General features: G+C 55.5%; 17 protein-coding genes and 2 pseudogenes. 13 read left to right on the top strand and 6 right to left on the bottom strand.

Features of this window, described 5'->3' with window-relative positions:
- Positions 1 to 437: 437 nt before the first annotated feature.
- Entirely contained in the window at positions 438 to 578 is a 141-nt protein-coding gene (locus tag P2T68_RS24275) for a hypothetical protein (protein ID WP_185833616.1), read from the bottom strand.
- A gap of 160 nt (positions 579 to 738) precedes the next feature.
- Between P2T68_RS24275 and P2T68_RS24270 the strand changes: the two genes are divergently transcribed.
- From P2T68_RS24270 to P2T68_RS24255, 4 genes are all read left to right on the top strand, one after another.
- Positions 739 to 1,059, top strand: a complete 321-nt coding sequence (locus P2T68_RS24270; protein ID WP_013692855.1) for a hypothetical protein — start codon at positions 739 to 741, stop codon at positions 1,057 to 1,059.
- A gap of 605 nt (positions 1,060 to 1,664) precedes the next feature.
- Complete coding sequence (locus P2T68_RS24265) at positions 1,665 to 2,336, top strand: hypothetical protein (RefSeq protein WP_126587314.1); 672 nt, start codon at positions 1,665 to 1,667, stop codon at positions 2,334 to 2,336.
- Entirely contained in the window at positions 2,329 to 3,036 is a 708-nt protein-coding gene (locus P2T68_RS24260; RefSeq protein WP_126587313.1) for an RES family NAD+ phosphorylase, read from the top strand. Before P2T68_RS24265 ends, P2T68_RS24260 begins: the two co-directional genes overlap by 8 nt.
- Before the next feature lie 241 nt (positions 3,037 to 3,277).
- A complete protein-coding gene (locus P2T68_RS24255; RefSeq protein WP_126587312.1) occupies positions 3,278 to 3,538 on the top strand; it encodes a hypothetical protein in 261 nt (86 codons plus the stop codon).
- A 119-nt stretch (positions 3,539 to 3,657) separates the two neighbouring features.
- Here the strand turns inward: P2T68_RS24255 and P2T68_RS24250 are convergent, their stop codons facing one another.
- Positions 3,658 to 3,870, bottom strand: a complete 213-nt coding sequence (locus tag P2T68_RS24250; RefSeq protein ID WP_126587311.1) for a hypothetical protein — start codon at positions 3,868 to 3,870, stop codon at positions 3,658 to 3,660.
- A 175-nt stretch (positions 3,871 to 4,045) separates the two neighbouring features.
- Between P2T68_RS24250 and P2T68_RS24245 the strand changes: the two are divergent.
- Both P2T68_RS24245 and P2T68_RS24240 read left to right on the top strand, forming a co-directional pair.
- A pseudogene (locus tag P2T68_RS24245) lies at positions 4,046 to 4,150 on the top strand (MotA/TolQ/ExbB proton channel family protein); the annotation flags it as partial.
- Between the two features lie 44 nt (positions 4,151 to 4,194).
- Positions 4,195 to 4,590 (top strand): annotated as a pseudogene (locus P2T68_RS24240) (biopolymer transporter ExbD).
- 1 nt (position 4,591) lies between these two features.
- Here P2T68_RS24240 and P2T68_RS24235 read toward each other — a convergent pair.
- From P2T68_RS24235 to P2T68_RS24225, 3 genes are all read right to left on the bottom strand, one after another.
- The gene (locus P2T68_RS24235; RefSeq protein WP_277378414.1) at positions 4,592 to 5,359 is read right to left on the bottom strand and encodes a hypothetical protein; all 768 of its coding nucleotides are present in this window, start codon (positions 5,357 to 5,359) and stop codon (positions 4,592 to 4,594) included.
- Positions 5,356 to 7,641 (bottom strand): AAA family ATPase, encoded by a 2,286-nt coding sequence (locus P2T68_RS24230; protein WP_126587309.1) that lies wholly within the window; start codon positions 7,639 to 7,641, stop codon positions 5,356 to 5,358. The genes P2T68_RS24235 and P2T68_RS24230 overlap by 4 nt, the downstream gene beginning before the upstream one ends.
- Before the next feature lie 108 nt (positions 7,642 to 7,749).
- Positions 7,750 to 8,844, bottom strand: coding sequence for a PD-(D/E)XK nuclease family protein (locus P2T68_RS24225; RefSeq protein ID WP_126587308.1), 1,095 nt, complete (start codon positions 8,842 to 8,844; stop codon positions 7,750 to 7,752).
- Between the two features lie 295 nt (positions 8,845 to 9,139).
- Here P2T68_RS24225 and P2T68_RS24220 point away from each other — a divergent pair, with 295 nt between their 5' ends.
- Positions 9,140 to 9,367, top strand: coding sequence for a LysR substrate-binding domain-containing protein (locus P2T68_RS24220; protein ID WP_249410707.1), 228 nt, complete (start codon positions 9,140 to 9,142; stop codon positions 9,365 to 9,367).
- 69 nt (positions 9,368 to 9,436) lie between these two features.
- Here the strand turns inward: P2T68_RS24220 and P2T68_RS24215 are convergent, their stop codons facing one another.
- Complete coding sequence (locus P2T68_RS24215) at positions 9,437 to 10,525, bottom strand: WYL domain-containing protein (protein WP_212799528.1); 1,089 nt, start codon at positions 10,523 to 10,525, stop codon at positions 9,437 to 9,439.
- A gap of 98 nt (positions 10,526 to 10,623) precedes the next feature.
- Here P2T68_RS24215 and P2T68_RS24210 point away from each other — a divergent pair, with 98 nt between their 5' ends.
- From P2T68_RS24210 to P2T68_RS24185, 6 genes are all read left to right on the top strand, one after another.
- Positions 10,624 to 11,493 carry a hypothetical protein gene (locus P2T68_RS24210; protein ID WP_212799529.1) on the top strand — a complete coding sequence of 290 codons (870 nt, stop codon included), beginning with the start codon at positions 10,624 to 10,626 and terminating at the stop codon, positions 11,491 to 11,493.
- Positions 11,494 to 11,596: 103 nt separating this feature from the next.
- Positions 11,597 to 11,965: a hypothetical protein gene (locus tag P2T68_RS24205; RefSeq protein ID WP_212799530.1), complete on the top strand. Its 369-nt coding sequence runs from the start codon at positions 11,597 to 11,599 to the stop codon at positions 11,963 to 11,965.
- 179 nt (positions 11,966 to 12,144) lie between these two features.
- Positions 12,145 to 12,780 carry a helix-turn-helix transcriptional regulator gene (locus tag P2T68_RS24200; RefSeq protein WP_277378413.1) on the top strand — a complete coding sequence of 212 codons (636 nt, stop codon included), beginning with the start codon at positions 12,145 to 12,147 and terminating at the stop codon, positions 12,778 to 12,780.
- Positions 12,781 to 12,791: 11 nt separating this feature from the next.
- Positions 12,792 to 13,601, top strand: coding sequence for a ubiquinol-cytochrome C chaperone family protein (locus P2T68_RS24195; RefSeq protein WP_198799710.1), 810 nt, complete (start codon positions 12,792 to 12,794; stop codon positions 13,599 to 13,601).
- Positions 13,602 to 13,632: 31 nt separating this feature from the next.
- Entirely contained in the window at positions 13,633 to 13,776 is a 144-nt protein-coding gene (locus P2T68_RS24190; RefSeq protein WP_164488184.1) for a hypothetical protein, read from the top strand.
- A gap of 28 nt (positions 13,777 to 13,804) precedes the next feature.
- Positions 13,805 to 15,034, top strand: a complete 1,230-nt coding sequence (locus P2T68_RS24185) for a hypothetical protein (RefSeq protein WP_212799531.1) — start codon at positions 13,805 to 13,807, stop codon at positions 15,032 to 15,034.
- Positions 15,035 to 15,072 lie beyond the last annotated feature (38 nt).

The raw sequence follows: 15,072 nt of genomic DNA, 5'->3' as shown, positions 1-15,072 counted from the left end.
CCTCCTGAGCATCGTTTTAGCGTTGATGTGTTGCAAATCCTCGGTCCTTGAGGGAGGGGCGCGGCATCATCCGAAGGCGTGCCTCTTAACCCTATTTATGCCTCGGGATGAGTGAAGGGTCGGACAGGTGCATTCTGCCGTCCAGGTTAGCCAGCCACTACACCTGGTTGATTTGTCCAGCGTGCCCCTGCGTAGGTTGGGCGTCACCAGCAAGCAATTGATCGACACTGAGAAAGATCAATGCCCCGCGTCGCGCAAATGGGCAGAGGCGACCCTCCGTCAATACCCTGATGTGCAATGGCTGTCGTGGGTGTCGGGACAAGATGACTCGGCACGTGCGGTGGTGCTTTTCGGTGACCGGATTTCTGAGGGTGCGTTCCATCCGCAGGGGGGCGTCACGCAGCTTGACTGAGGATTCGGCTGTGTTCGACACGGTGCTAGATTTGGCGGACCTGATCGGTCGTCATCATCGCGGGAAAAACTGAGCCAAAATGACCGAGCAGCGCCCCTTGAATTCGCTCTCTAAGGCCGAACTTGGTGCCAATCGCAGCATCGCGCAGCAGATTTTTATCGGGCATAAGAATTTCTCGCCCGCGGTTCACCGGCAGGCAGGTAAGAAGAGGTGCGGGCGCGCTAATACCGTGCAGTGCGATTATAGTTCAATAAAAAGTTCGATTTCCTTACTTTCCTAATAAAATAAGGAGTAAAAGATACAAATAATCCCCAAGGCCACGACAGATGTATTTAAAACAACGAAGGCGAGTGTTTTGGGAATGGTCCGATAGCGAGCTTCACAATCGTTGTCACGATGGCTTGCTCTCAGACGGTGGGCAGATTGATGTGCAGGTGCGGACTTCCCGCACCGGGGCGGTTCAATTGTTTGTTGGTGCCTACGACGGAGAAGGTTCGATGCTTTTTGAGGAGTACTACAAGGAGCGGCCGGGGGAGTCGATGAGTACAGCGCTAGCGTTCGGTGTAGGGAGGGCAATGACTCTCACGTCGACGAAGCTGTTACCCCTTCCATCTACGGCTCGACTGGGTATTTATCGCAAGGCTTGATGCCTAAAATTCCTCAATGTAGCCCTGTAGATTACTTAGGCCATGTGGAGCGGCGGGCCCCGAGCTGGAAGGCGCCTGGAACTGGAGCAGCGTCTGTCGGCCAACGAACAGACCCATTAAGGAACTGAGCGATGCACAACGAATCAGGCTCGTCTACGTGACCGCCTTGCCACTTCTGGCCGGCAGCTGTCAGTCCTCCTCGAGAATTCAGTCGACGGCTGCTCAGTGCCTACCGCCACCGACGCCGTGATTCATGGAGGAGCAGAGCCCAACTCGCCCCGGCGCATGCTCGACGAATTATCGATATCACCGACGACGGTGACCGAACTGTAATTAAATTGAGATCGTAGTCTGCTCACAGCGCCACTATGCTACGCGACTTCTTGCGGTTTCCAACGCATGTCTTGAACGAGTCCGCTCGCAGCACCTGAATGCCAAGATCGTGTCCTTAGGCTTCTCACCCCAGCGCCATGCGCTGATCGACGGCATGGCGTACTCCACTCAAACTTACCTATGCATCCAGATGAATGGAGCTTAGGCTAGAGCTAGGGTTATCACGACTATGCTAGAATTAGATAACGTAGATAACTGGAGAGGAGATTTCCATGAGCGTTACAGAGCAGTCGGGCGTCTCCACCTTGATCGGTACGCCTAAGGAGGCTCGGGCCAGCTTGAGCCGCTCGCATGCGGACCGAGTGCTGGTCGTGTCCTTCGATCAGGTCAACCTCAGCGTATTTGAGGTGTTGGCGGAAAACTTCGCCAATGTGGCTTCTTCGATGTACGAGGTGCTGCAGGAGCGTCAGGACCCGAAGTCGCTAGAGCGACTGGCCGAGGTGTTTGTGACGCGTAAGCCGCCTTCGCCTCGCTTGCTCAAGGAAGCGGCAATGCTGGTACAGGCCCGCAAAGCGGTGTTGGAAAGCGGTGACTGGCTGACCGCCGCAGACATCGCCCAAGTGGCACAGTTGAGTACACGAAACCCGAGTGCCCAGCCCAACAAATGGAAAAAGCAGGGGCAGATCTTTGCCATCAGTCACGGTGGGGTCGATTATTTCCCTGGCTACGGCTTGGACCCGGACGCGGGCTATCGGCCGTTCAAGGCGCTGGCCAAAATCATTGAGGCTTTCGCTGGCCACAAGGACGGCTGGGGGATGGCTTACTGGTTTCGCTCCGATAATAGTTTTCTGGGAGGCAAAAGACCTCAGGACTTGTTGGCATCGGCGCCTGATCGGGTGATTGCTGCAGCACTGGATGAAATCCAAGGTATTGTCCATGGCTAAGCAGCGTACCGAGTCCAGTGAGGGTAGGGCGACGCCTCCCACGGATTTGGCGGCGTCCGTTACCCCAGTGCCTGCGGCTACGTTGCACGTCACTTTCACCGTGATCGCCAAAGGCGATGTGTTTCACCGTGTGCACCAGGATAAGTATCAGCCTGATCAATTCAATCCTGGTGTGCACGGCAACGCACGCTTCAGCCCGATCCAGGATAATCAGGGGCGGGCGATTCCCACCTTGTATGGCGGCACGACAGTCGATTGCGCCTTGATGGAGACCGTCTTCCACGACGTTCCCCATACGGCTGGGTTTAAGAGCTTCGACAAAGGCAAGCTAACTGGACAGGTGCATTCTGCCGTCCAGGTTAGCCAACCGCTGCGCCTGGTTGATCTGTCCAGCGTGCCCCTGCGGAAACTGGGCATCACGCGCAAACAATTGATCGACACTGAGAAAGATCAATATCCTGCGACGCGCAAATGGGCCGAGGCAATCCACCGTCAGTGTCCAGATGCCCAAGGGCTGACTTGGGTGTCGCGACAGGATGATTCGGCGCGTGCGGTGGTGCTCTTCGGTGACCGTATTCCTGACGGCGCACTCCACCCGCAGGGGGCGTCGCGCAGCTTGTCCGGCGATTCGACTGTGTTCGACACGGTGCTCAATCTGGCAGAGCGGATTGGGGTCGTTATCATCCCGGGAAAAAGCTGAGTCAAAATGGCCGAACAGTGGCCCCTGGGATCCTCTCTCTGAGGCTGGAGTTGCCACCAGTCATTAGATCTTGCCGAAGACGGCGAGTTTTTATGGGGGGCATTAATGGTGATTTCCGTACAAGTTTTACGTGGTGTCGACGGCCAGACACGTCTCGCCTACCTCCCAAGGAAGGGGGGCTTGCCACGGAGCGCAGCAACAACGATGGCTGGCTCCGTGCTGGCCTTACGCGGAGCTCGTTATGATCGCCAACCAACCGATGAATGATGAACTGGTGAGCCGGCTGGAAGAAAAAATTCCAGCCATGGTGAAAGGCGCGATCAAAGCTGCTTATATCAATACGCTGGCGGCCGGACTCAGCGTGATGGAAATCAGAGATGGCATGCTCGTTGAAACAACGGCCGATGGTCCGCACACGGTTATTCGGATGGCCAAGCCCAAGCATAAGGTCGCTTCGGGCAGGATTATCAAGGTGCGCCACCTTTTCATAACGCGAGGCTGAGAGGATCCCTATCTTCACGATGTCGCCGCGCAGCGCGCGGGAAATCTGCACATCCGTCATGTCAGTCTTTGTCCTTTGCGCGAAAAATCGCCAAGCTCGCCATCGCATGGGCGGTTAAATCAGTGACCTTGGGTTCTCAGCTTAGCCAAGCCCTGCTTGATGTGTCCGGCGTTCTCTCCGATGGTGTGAAGTGCACCTCGGACGTTAGCACCAATCTCCGTTGCACCTTGGTCTTCTACCTTCAAGGTCAGCTCCATCACCGCGGCCTCCAAGGCGAGCTGATTTTGGTACAGCCGCTCAAGAACATCAGAAAGTGAATATTCGCTGGGCATTGTTTTGGCTCCAATCGAGGACTCAAGAGCGTAGCAGCGGAAGGGGCGGAAACAAAAGGGCGGACGAGGGAAGCGCGTACCTGTTGATATCGAGCGACAGTAATCGGCCTGGAAGGTAAAACGCTAAATCGGGTCTATAGCAGAGTCTATTTTAAGCCAGATTTCCTGCGCCGATTTGAAGCTGACTGCCGCAGACTTGGTCGATTTCGCCTACGACTTCTACAGCCTGGCGCAGAAAGATGCCTTCCGCGTGTTGTTGCACCCGGGGGCTGAACAAGCCTGGCGCGACCGTCGCCGTGTAACACGTCAGGGAGGCGTCCTGACATGGCCTTCTCGGCACGAGACAGCGATGAAGTGCTCAGCGAGATCAACGTCACGCCCTTGGGGGATGTCATATTGCTGCTGCTGGTGGTGTTCATCGTCACCGCGTCGCTGCTGACAAACGCCATCTCCGTCAACCTGCCCAAGACCGAGTCGGTACCAGTGGAGCAGAAAGACCGTTGGTGGTGAGCATTGATGACAAGGGCAAGGTCTTCATCAATAAGGACGAGATCCAGCAGATTTGCTGGAGTTGAACCTTAAAGCCGCCAAGGCGAAAAAATCTGACGTCCGCGTGCAGCTGCAGGCGGACAACGGGGTGAATTATGGCGAGGTGGCTCGGGCCATGGCGTCTATTGACCGGCGGGGATCAGCAAGTTATCAGTGATTACGGCGAAGTAGATTAAGATTCGTCAGGCACTATCCATAGTGCACTGACGTTGTCGCCGTCATCGAGGCGCTCGGCTATCGCCTTGTCCATCGCATCACGGAATGCTTGCAAGGCAGGGCGAGACGTTGATTGAGGCTCGGTATCAAATTCCTCAAGCGTACGCAGCCAGCCGGCTAACTGAGGATAACTTTTTTTCAGGTTACGCTTACCGACTACCCTGCTTAGCAGCTTTGTACACAGGTGTTGTCCTTGGGGGGTGAGTCCATGGTAAGTGACGAATTCCTGTCGATTTGTTTCCATGCGTAGGTAGCGGATATGTTCATCATAAAAATGGTAGCGGGGATGAAAAAAATGCATGGTCGCAGGGGAAGGGTAAGCTTTAGGCGATCCAGTGAAATTTCCCCAATCAGCGTCGGATTTCAATGAATTGCAATCATTGCAGGCAATCGCGAGGTTGCGCGCACGGAGCGCAAATTCTGGATAGTGCTTGCGTGGCAGAATATGTTCTATGGGGCTCGCATGTGCATTGTTTAATAGCCAACGCTTGCAATAGCAGCAACGTGGCTCTTGGCGAGCCTTCAGGCTTTTACGAAGCAGGGCCTTGAGATCCTTGCTCGGAGCATTTTTAGTATCGCCCTGGCGAGTCCAGACATGGATATCGCCACCTTTTGCCGCGATCCGCAATTCACGCAGGAGGGTCAGACGGTCCTGTCGAAGGCTCAAGCGCTTTTCGGCTCGGGAAGGTTTGAGGTCTGTGGCTTCGGCCGCTTTACCCGTCATTCAGGCAACTCCTCTTGGGCGAAGCGAAATGTCTCGGCAATCGCTTGACGAGCTTGAATGATCAATTGCCGGTCCTGCTCATATCGCTTGTCTTCGCGATTGCCGGAGTTCGTCATGATCTCCTCCATGTCATTTAGCTCATCCACCAGATTTTGTTGCTGGCTGGCGTCGATACCTTGGCTGTGATTAATTGCTCTAATTGCTTTTGCGACAAGGGCGGCACAACGTTCGGCGATTTCGCGATTGTGTGGCGTATAGGTCTCGAATCCCTCCAGTAGTATGGTCTCCACTGAATGGCGCTGCTCAGGCGGAACCGGGTGAAGCTGCTGGTTTTTGGCGAGGAAACAAGCACTGATGTCGTCCTGGGCATTGGCAATCAGTGTGGGCGAGTGCGTCGCGATGACCATTCGTGTTTCCGTTTCCCGTGCAATCAGGCTGAAACATGCCGGCAGCAATTGCTGCCATCGGACGTGCAGACTGATTTCTGGTTCGTCGATGAGTAGAACCTTTCCAGGGCCGGCGCCCGCCATGATCTTTCCGAGCAACAGCAAGACTTGTTGTTCCCCGGAGCTCAGCTCGTTGAATTTCACCAAATGGGAACTGCCTTGCCGGGACAAGGCGAGCGTGTCGTGGTTAGTTGGCGCGGAGGCCTGAAACGCTTCCGCCAGAGGCATAACACGATCGATCACATAGTCGGGGACTAGAAATTTGTTGAAAAGCTCGATTGGGGCGAGGTAGACCCGGCCTTTCAGACCCAGGAGTTCCAATGCTTTTTCGAATAGCTGAATACGGTCGTGGAGAGCAAAAGTCTCTTTTAGGAAAGCGAGCAGTTTTTTTTCGGTATTTTGTATGGAACTGCCTTTCGTCGTTCTGTCGCCCATGTAGCGGTAGGTATTTTTGTCGCCGGTCAGGGGGAAGCGATCCGTGCTTCCACTGGCAATCACGGCACAGCCCGTTTGCTTATTTTGCAGATGGGCAGCCAAGGCGGTCAGCAATAAACTTTTACCTGCCCCGTTGTCGCCGATGATATAGGCGCAAAATGGCCCTTGGCCTACCCGCTCCAGTGCGTCTACAACCCGGTGCTTGTCCAATAGAGAAAATTTCACATCGACTGAGCTGGCGGGTGGGATCAGTCGATTCCAGGGAGTGTTTAGCACATATCTTGAGCCGTGAACGACGCAGAAACCTTCTACGTCTCGGTAATCGCTTTGAAAGTATTGGCTGAAAAGACCTTGAAGCAACCCTAGACGTGCGTGAGGAAATTGACCGATGCGAAATTTCTTGCGGGCGGCCCAGAGTTGGTACGTTGCGGACGCAAACCATGCAAGTTGTTCTGCTGTGATACCGGGGAAATGGTCAAGCAGTTTTCGCGTATCGATGCATAGCGTTTTCGTGCCGTGATGCTTGTCGCTGTTCAATAGCCAGGCGCGAAGCGGAGCAGGTTTGCCTTTTACGTTGTAGCTGGTGAATGAAAAAACGGCCTCCAGAAGATCGTCATCCCGCAGTATGTCTTTGAGCTCGTTTGGCGTCTCACGCTCTGACCCGCCGCTGGGTTTGAACAGCACCAGCAAACGCCCTGTCAACTTACCGGACTGGAGGTGCTGGTGCACTGCCTGGAGTGGCGCCGCTTGAGTTGTGGAAAGATCAAGTAGAGTCAGGTGTTCACTTTCGAAGTCATCCAGGCCGTACCCGAGCAGCTGGGCGTTAATCTGATGCACCGCCAGCCTGAGTCGCATTAGGTCCTGGCGGCGATTTTGGGCCGAGGTGTAGCGGTATGGTCGAGGAACTTTTTCCAGGTGTGAGTGAACGATAAAAGGTTCACCGCTGTACCCTTGCAGCTCGATCAAATCCTGGTTATGGGCCAGGCCGCTGGCCAAGGCTGCGCTGATTTCTGCGTGTCTGCGGTCGACACCGGCTTGGGCGATGATGCGATAGAACAAGGTATCGAAGAGCGCGAGGTGTTCATCTGGGTGTAGTCCTATTAGCGCATCTGTTATCAAATGCGATAGATGTTCGTGAATACTGCTATGTCGAGCCGACAGTTCGTCACCGCGGTCACAGTAGTCCATCAGCATTTGCGCGCGATCGTCCAGATCGCGGTCAGCCGCCCAAGACCTATTCGCTCGTTCGTGACGCCATTTGTCGTTGTTCCAATCCACCATGTGAACGGCGAGCCAATAAAGCAGCAGTTCCTGAAAATCCAATTTTGTCATATCTTTATCAAGCTGACGATCCGTGGATGCTTTGAGTAGCCTGTTCAGCCAGATGACACTTTCGTCCATGATGGAATACCGAAAATTGATAAGGGGATAGATTTTCAATCAGCTCCGATGAGACGCGGGAGCGTGCAAAAATCAATAGGGCGAGTTTATTGGTTCTCAGTCAGTTGCCTACGTGGTTGATGACGCTAACTTGTCTTCATCTCGGCGATCGTCATTCTCAAATCGCATCAGCAGCTTCATCTTTTCAGTGATCACTTCGATAATCGTCTGCTCATCGAACGTCTCCAGTTGCCATTCGAATCCGATGACAGACTTGCCTTCGGTCCATGGTTGCCGGCTGGGGCGTATGAAATGCTTGCGTGCCTGCTCCATGAGGTTTGTGTCGGCATCGCATAAATAAACACGTATGAAGGGTTTTAACGTTGATTGACTGCAATCCAGGTAGAGGAGAACGTCCGACCAGTTCTCCCAATCATTGCAGGCGTAGCGCAGAACCGGGCCATCAACCCAGTTTTGCCGTCGCGTATAAGGTACGTAGTCAGGGATTTCGGCTTGGAGATTGCCGAGGATCTTGCTGTTCAACGCTTCCAGGGCCTTATCGCGCAGCTTGTTCAAGGCGTTAATTTGGGGGAGGTGATCAAAGATAAATCCAACGCTGTCCGTGTCCATAGCCTGCTCAATAGTAAGATTTTCTAAGTGCAACACGAACTCTCCCACCAGTACTCGCCATTTATCCATTGGCTCAAGTAGGGAGTAACAAGATAGTTCTTCACGTAACTTATTGATAAATAACACGTAGCTCAAGCCAATCCAGTTAACGTCTGGGCTGCGTCCTGATGGAGACAGCACGACGAGAATAGGATGGCTAGAACTTCCGTACGCAAGCGCTTTAGCGTGGAGCTCATAATCGGCAAACGGATTGACTTGGCCATGGAATATCTTGTTTTCCAGAACCAAGATCCATTCCTTCCCCTGAAGGAGTAGATCGATCCGGTTGCCATTGCTGGTCATTACCTCTCGCTCGGGCGGAGAACGAAGCGCAGTAGAGGGCAATGGTTCCTGGCCTATACAACTCAGCAAGACTCGAAGGAAGCAATCGCCAAAGCCATGTATCTGAGTGGGATCGAGGAAGAATGCCAGCAAATCACTCGTAGGATTTTCGTAATAGCCCCTTCCGCCAAGAGCAAAGATGCTGGGCTCGTAGGTGGGTTGTCGATGCTGTTGAGCTTGCGCTAACAAAGCTCGAGCCTGTTCCTGGTTCATCGCGTCTCCTGAGTTGAACCCTTTCTCCTCGGTAGAGGCTGCCTCAATGGCATAGTGATATCAAGTGGTGAATGAAGCGGCGTGACGGTTTGCCTTAAAGCCTATGCAGGATGCGTGTGTACCCTTCATGGCTGACGGTCGTGGGGGCTTGAGGCGGGACTGGTGGGAGCAGCCTGTGACGGTTGGAGGTGCACGATCAGTCGAGCTTCGCTGTCCCCATGGTGGCACAGCGAACGCTGTATCATCCTGAAATCGATACCACCGGCAATTTCATTGACGACCACCGAGCCGGGCCATGCTGGTCTGCAACAACATCGACATGCTTTTCAACGCCGCCATGGAAGCGGGCATTGCCTGCCTGCAGGAATTTTCCGTCAAGGAGGCCCTTGAGTCTGGAGAATTGCGGGCCGTGCTTACCCAGGAGGTAACCCGCACAATTCACTTTAGCGTGCTGTGGCCGCCGAATCGCTTTATCACGCCCACGCTGCGCTGTTTTGTGGATTTCATTTCTTTGCACATTTGAGGGGAGGGCGGCGTGGGGCGATGGATGTACAAAATCTGCCCCAGGTGCCGGGAGCCTTTCCAGTGGATTTCAGCACGTGTACTGCGATAGCGCTGTTTCGAGTTGCTCGCGGACATGACAGCGAAGGTACTCGGGCGACACGACTTCGACGTCTGCGGCATTGCTCATCAGGAATAATCTAAGCCCCTGAGTGTCGAGCAATTCACAACGCAGCAACCATCCGTTGCCATCTCTTTCGACCCGTTGATTCGCCGCAAGCGCGTTTTCCGTAAGGCGATTGTGAAGGTTCTCCTTCAACCGCAACACCAACTCTATCGTCTCGTTCGCGTGGACAGAAATTAGGTCTCGCTGAACCTCGATGGAGCGAACGTCATAGCCTTCAGGTTCTTGGATAGCATCCCTCGCCACCCGCACGTCCACCATCCGATGCAACATCAGCGCACAGGTTTTACCAATCCCGTTGCTGCTGTACTTTCCTCTTGGCAAGCCAGGATCGGGCGCCTCTCCATGCCAGGTCTCCTTTGCTACAAATGCTGACAGGTAGATGTTGCTGTCCTGGTACGCGAGCGCGAGCGGTTTCAGAAGGTAGGAGCACTCCACGCCGTTGGCATCTCGAGGTCTATAACGCACGGTCAGGCTATGATCGTCGATCATTGCACCTTGTATGAGCTTGAGGTGCTCATGGTCATGTTGCCCATGCTCCAGCACCGTGAACCGCGTGCCAGTGATGATGCGACCCTCGGCGACTAAATGCCGGGCTGATCGAGACTTCAGCTCCCAGGCCGCGTACTCGCGCAGCTTTGTAAGCTCTTTCGTGTCCATCCAGAAACCGAAGCGTTCAGCATGTTGGAAAATAGCGCTAAGGGTCATCGATTCTTGCGGCGAAAGCGCCAAGTCAAAACTGCCCTTGCCCAATTTCCAGCGATGCGCTCTGCGTCGCTGTCCTGATTCTTCGGGTACTTTTTCTACAAACCCTTCCGCCTTCAACTCAAACAGGTCACGCCGAGTTGTCCTCGGATTGGCGGTACCGTCCGCCCATTCGAGCATCTCTTGATGCAACTCCTCGGTCGACAAAGCGCGGCCTGCACGTTGGAGAATCTTGCGCAAATATTTGCGCCGCTTTTCTCGGTGTTCAGTTTCATCTGAAATAATTCGCATAATTTTTCAACTCGGACAAACTAGTGTCTAGTAGGACTGCATCATAGCCCCGCTGGCACGCAATTGGGCGTTGAATATGCCAGCCCACAGGAGCATTCATGAACACTAAACACCCCTACGCTAAGCTTGATCACGTCCCCGAATTCATCGACTGGTTGGCGGGTCATCTTGATTCGGACACGCTCATCACGCATGAGTACGTTGATCGTCGCTCGGGAGTACGGTGGTCGTGTAACAGCCTGTACGGCGCGTTTACCTCGTATTGCTGGAATCATCCGGGTAATACCCGCCTCGCGTTCAACCCAGGGGTTAGCGCTGCCAGCAACGAAATGGCGCTGTCCGCACTGCGCGCAGACTTGATCGCTGCTGGCAGCAGCGATGCGTTGATCCTTCAGGCGTCCCTCGACGTCATGGCCTGGGGAGGTGTCACCTCCCGCAACAACGAATGGTTGAAAGCCAACAAGACTGGCCTTGCAAAGATGATTTCGGATGTCGCTACAGCATTGGTAGACAATGATCCCGACGCCCCGATTCTTCGTAATCAATCGCTGCGCTTCAATTCGGGAATGACCAAAATCTATTCGTTGCTTTGCCCTGATTTCATCATCTACGACAGCCGGGTAGCCGCTGCATTGGGATTGCTGGTGGTCAAATACTGCAATGTCAAATGCCTGACGAAAGTTCCGCCGGCGCTTAATTTCCCTTGGGCCGGGGCGAAAGGGTCGACCACTGCTCTCGCACCTAAACGCCGTAACCCAAGTATCGGAAGTCTACAGTTCAAACGCCTGCGCTCAGGGTCGCATCACGCACGTTGGAACATGCACGCCAGCTACGTGCTCAGCCAAGTGGCAAAACATCCTCTCTGTGCTGAGAGTCCTTTCCGAGTCGGTAAAACAACCCAACAAACACTTCGCAGCATCGAACAGGCTCTGTTCAGTATTGGGTATGACTTGCCGGTGAACGACTGACCACCATTGCTTTGGTGAAACGATCTCACAAGTCACCCTGCTGGAGGAGGCGAGGGGGCGTCCTGCGCCCTTGCGCCCCCACTAACTTAAATCGGAGGCCCCAATGGCCGAGATGACCTCGCTGCAACTCATGATTGTCGAGTTGGCGAAAAGCGGTATTAGTTCGTCGGCGCTCAAATCTGCTGTCCTATGCGTTCACCCACACCTGAACGATGGTGCTTACTTGGGGGAATTGGCCACCTTGCAAGTCGAAGGCCGGCTTGTTGGTGAAGAGGCGGAGGGCGCTTGGTTTTTCACTTCTTTCATCGACGACGTGGTCGCTGACCGGGTACCTGAGTACAGCCCGGAGTTCGCCGAAATGATTGTGGCCGCGGATTGTGGCAACTGGACCGAATTGGACCCGAATGAACTCATAGCGCAGTTGGATGAAATGCTCAGAAAGGCAAACGCCCGGCGTTCGGGAAAAGCGTAGCGTTGGATTCACAGAGCTCCGTTGTTGTCTTCGCCCTGACAACGCACAGAATAATGGAGTGACAACGCTCCAGTCACCATCGGGATATCTTAAAAATGGAGTGACAGCGCTCCAGTTAGGCCTGTTGCTACGCTAAAAATATTACTAAAGTGCCACCATCTAATAGCGAGATGATGGCAATGAATATCCTCACGCCTCAACCCATTCAGGTTTCGCTCGGCCAATGGTTTAGCCGCAACCTATCCTCCGTTCTCGCTGTCGCAGGTGCGCAGCGGGAAACGCAACACGATGCCGACGGCCCCGGGCCCTTGTCCGCAGTGAAGATCCAGCAGCGAACCGGCATCGCTCGTAGCACGCTGCGGGCCCTGAAATCACCAGCGCAAGGTAGCGATGCCAACCCGGACCTGAGCACTATCGAGCGTCTTGCCCAGGCTCTGGGGGTACCACCTGCTTTTCTGTTGATGCGGCCCCAGGACTGGGCACTGCTGGCCAGCGCGATCGGCAACAGTGGCGATTACTTGGTTGCAGCTCACAAGTTGGAGGCCGATGAGCGGCTTCAAGAGATTAATCCGGTGGAAAAGGTCTTGCGCGAATGCAAGGTCCATCCGGATCGGCGCCCCAGTATTGTGGGTGCCTCGCCGGAAGTTGCCCGGGCCAATGCCCGCGATGAGTGGCGTAGACGCGCATGTCTCAAGCTCGATGCGCTGATGCTGCGCGAGATTTCAAAATCCGGCCCACGCAAGTGGTTGGCCGCGATAGCGGGCGCCTGGGTCAGCCAGACCACGCCACACGATCCTTCTTCTAGCGAACAATAAGGAGTGCCGGGATGCCGATCATTCACGACCCCGATCTTGCCGATGTATTGATGAGTGCCAGCGCCGACGACGTGGGCCTGTTGATAGATGTGATCACCGACAACGGCAAGGGCCGCATCTCCCTGTCATCTTCAGTCTGTCGTCAGTTGATGTCCGACAAGGACAAGGGTGTCGGCGAGTCGACCCGGGCTATTTTCGCCGAGGAGCTGACCCGCTTTGGCGGCAACTCACTGGTCAACCTGTTCCGCGGTGGCAGTGGTGTGCCGTACCGCGAGCTGTTGGCTGATGTGGCCGGGCACGTCGGCGCGAAGAACAAGGCGAGCGCCAGCTGCGCCGAGATGGAAATGGCGATCATCACCAAGGTATTCGCCCAGTCCCTGGCGCGGATGAGCGAGGAAGACCGCAAAACACTGTTCGAATCCCTGGGCGGACTGGCGTACCGACCCGGCATGGGGCCAGGGGCATTGGCGGCTTTGCTGGCTTCACTCGGTAGTTCCGGGTTGGCTTCCTACAACGTGGCGGCGGTGGTCGCCAGCGCGACCATGAGCAGCCTGGTAGGGCGTGGCGTGGTGCTGGCGGGTTCGAGCACCCTGGGTCGTGGTCTAGCAGTGCTGGCTGGCCCGGTGGGCTGGGCCATCACCGGGATCTGGACGGCATTCGACCTAGCAAGCCCGGCGTACCGGGTCACCGTGCCCTGCGTCATCCAGATCGGCCATATGCGCCAGAAGATGTTGCTCAAACCCACCTGTCCCGGTTGCCACGCGATAGTCGCGGTCGGCGCCAACTTCTGTGGCAAATGCGGGATACGACTGGGCGCCTGATGCTCACTTTAGACGACCAAGGAGTGAGTCAATGAACCCTGTGATTTCCCCTCTCGAATTTCTCCTGACCAACGTCATCTGCTTCGCCGCTGGCGCGGCCACGGTGGTCGCGCTGAACCTTGCGGCGAAAGCCGTGCATGCCTCCGGCAAACGCGCCGCGCAGAGCGCCACCTGAACCAACGGATTGAGTAGGAGCGAGAACCGTGTACAGCAACCATCACGCCAAGCGACTGGTATCCCTCAAAGGGGAAATCATAAAGATCAATGCAGACATCCAGAATCTGCGTGCCGACCTCGAATGGTTCGAGCGATTCGACCAGGAGAGCAACCATAGCAGGCTCGCTCAGTTGCAACGGGAAACTCTCGCCGCGCGGGAGCAGCTTGCAAGGGTGGAACAGAGCATCAAGGCCAGCCGCGCTGAGCTGAACAGCGCCAAGGGCGTTGCCGAGGCGGGCTGGTCGCCGTTGCACTGGTTTTCCAGTGAACGGCGCGTGGCTGAGCGCCAGGTCAGCACCCTGCAGGAGCGGCTGTCGCAGTTCAAGAGTCGGCTAGAGGGCTTGGTATCCGGCCTCGGCGAAAGCCAGCGGGAGGAGCTGTGCCTGAGCGCCAATTCGCGGCGTTACCGGGGCTTCGATTCATTGCAGGCCAAGGCCACCATCACGCAACTGGACAACGACGTGCAACGCCTGCAGGGCGTCGCCGACGAAGTCAGAAAGGCCAGCGCCCACTGGGAGGCTGTGGCCGGAGAGGTGTATCGCAATTGGAAAACTACTCATGACCAGTTGCGGGCGACGGAGCGGGACATCATCGATGCCCAGTGCTTCATCAACCAGTTGGACAACGCGCAAAGCCCATTCGATAGAAAGATGGTCCATGACGATTGCGAAGCTCGTTTTGGTGCCGGGCAGCGCGGTCCGGATAGAGTGTTGAAGGACCGGCAATTCCACCAGCGCAAACTGGAACGGGAAGAGGAAAAACGCAAGCGGCGCCTGCGCGACACCATTCGCCTGCTAGAAAACGAAATCCGCAACTTGGTGGTAGATGGCAATAATCTTTGCTACCTGAACGAAGCGGGCGGAAAACGGCGCTTCATCGGTCTGGAGGTGCTCAAGACACTTGTGCCTCACCTGGCTGCGACTTATGGCGTGACCTTGGTCTTTGATCCGGGCATCCGCCGCCAGCTCGATATGAGCGACAACGCACTCCAAGCGATGTTTCCGCAGGCCCGGGTACTGGTTATGCCGCCCACCCTCACCGCCGACCATCCGGTGCTGGTCGCCGCGGAGTTCGATGTCGAGACCTATGTGATCAGCAACGACCACTACAGCGATTACCCGGACATGGCTGCGGTCCGAGAGGATCGGGTACTGCATACAGTGGTCCATCGCGACTCCGTGCAGATCCCGCAACTGCAGGTATTGCAGCCTTACTGATGCCCCACGTGACCGGTGCCTACCGGTCATGTGCAACC

Source organism: Pseudomonas sp. G11, assembly GCF_029457515.1.
Taxonomy (GTDB): Bacteria; Pseudomonadota; Gammaproteobacteria; order Pseudomonadales; family Pseudomonadaceae; genus Aquipseudomonas; species Aquipseudomonas gorinensis.
The sequence above is the reverse complement of the archived record's forward strand: the minus strand, read 5'-3'. Positions and strand labels throughout refer to the sequence as shown.

Bases quoted from the DNA above. Each gene is read 5' to 3' on its own strand.
- P2T68_RS24230 (WP_126587309.1), bottom strand. From the start codon at position 7,641: ATGGACGAAAGTGTCATCTGGCTGAACAGGCTACTCAAAGCATCCACG.
- P2T68_RS24190 (WP_164488184.1), top strand. From the start codon at position 13,633: ATGAACCCTGTGATTTCCCCTCTCGAATTTCTCCTGACCAACGTCATC.
- P2T68_RS24200 (WP_277378413.1), top strand. From the start codon at position 12,145: ATGAATATCCTCACGCCTCAACCCATTCAGGTTTCGCTCGGCCAATGG.
- P2T68_RS24195 (WP_198799710.1), top strand. From the start codon at position 12,792: ATGCCGATCATTCACGACCCCGATCTTGCCGATGTATTGATGAGTGCC.
- P2T68_RS24235 (WP_277378414.1), bottom strand. From the start codon at position 5,359: ATGACGGGTAAAGCGGCCGAAGCCACAGACCTCAAACCTTCCCGAGCC.
- P2T68_RS24255 (WP_126587312.1), top strand. From the start codon at position 3,278: ATGATCGCCAACCAACCGATGAATGATGAACTGGTGAGCCGGCTGGAA.
- P2T68_RS24225 (WP_126587308.1), bottom strand. From the start codon at position 8,844: ATGAACCAGGAACAGGCTCGAGCTTTGTTAGCGCAAGCTCAACAGCAT.
- P2T68_RS24250 (WP_126587311.1), bottom strand. From the start codon at position 3,870: ATGCCCAGCGAATATTCACTTTCTGATGTTCTTGAGCGGCTGTACCAA.
- P2T68_RS24215 (WP_212799528.1), bottom strand. From the start codon at position 10,525: ATGCGAATTATTTCAGATGAAACTGAACACCGAGAAAAGCGGCGCAAA.
- P2T68_RS24210 (WP_212799529.1), top strand. From the start codon at position 10,624: ATGAACACTAAACACCCCTACGCTAAGCTTGATCACGTCCCCGAATTC.
- P2T68_RS24265 (WP_126587314.1), top strand. From the start codon at position 1,665: ATGAGCGTTACAGAGCAGTCGGGCGTCTCCACCTTGATCGGTACGCCT.
- P2T68_RS24205 (WP_212799530.1), top strand. From the start codon at position 11,597: ATGGCCGAGATGACCTCGCTGCAACTCATGATTGTCGAGTTGGCGAAA.
- P2T68_RS24220 (WP_249410707.1), top strand. From the start codon at position 9,140: ATGCTGGTCTGCAACAACATCGACATGCTTTTCAACGCCGCCATGGAA.
- P2T68_RS24260 (WP_126587313.1), top strand. From the start codon at position 2,329: ATGGCTAAGCAGCGTACCGAGTCCAGTGAGGGTAGGGCGACGCCTCCC.
- P2T68_RS24270 (WP_013692855.1), top strand. From the start codon at position 739: ATGTATTTAAAACAACGAAGGCGAGTGTTTTGGGAATGGTCCGATAGC.
- P2T68_RS24275 (WP_185833616.1), bottom strand. From the start codon at position 578: ATGCCCGATAAAAATCTGCTGCGCGATGCTGCGATTGGCACCAAGTTC.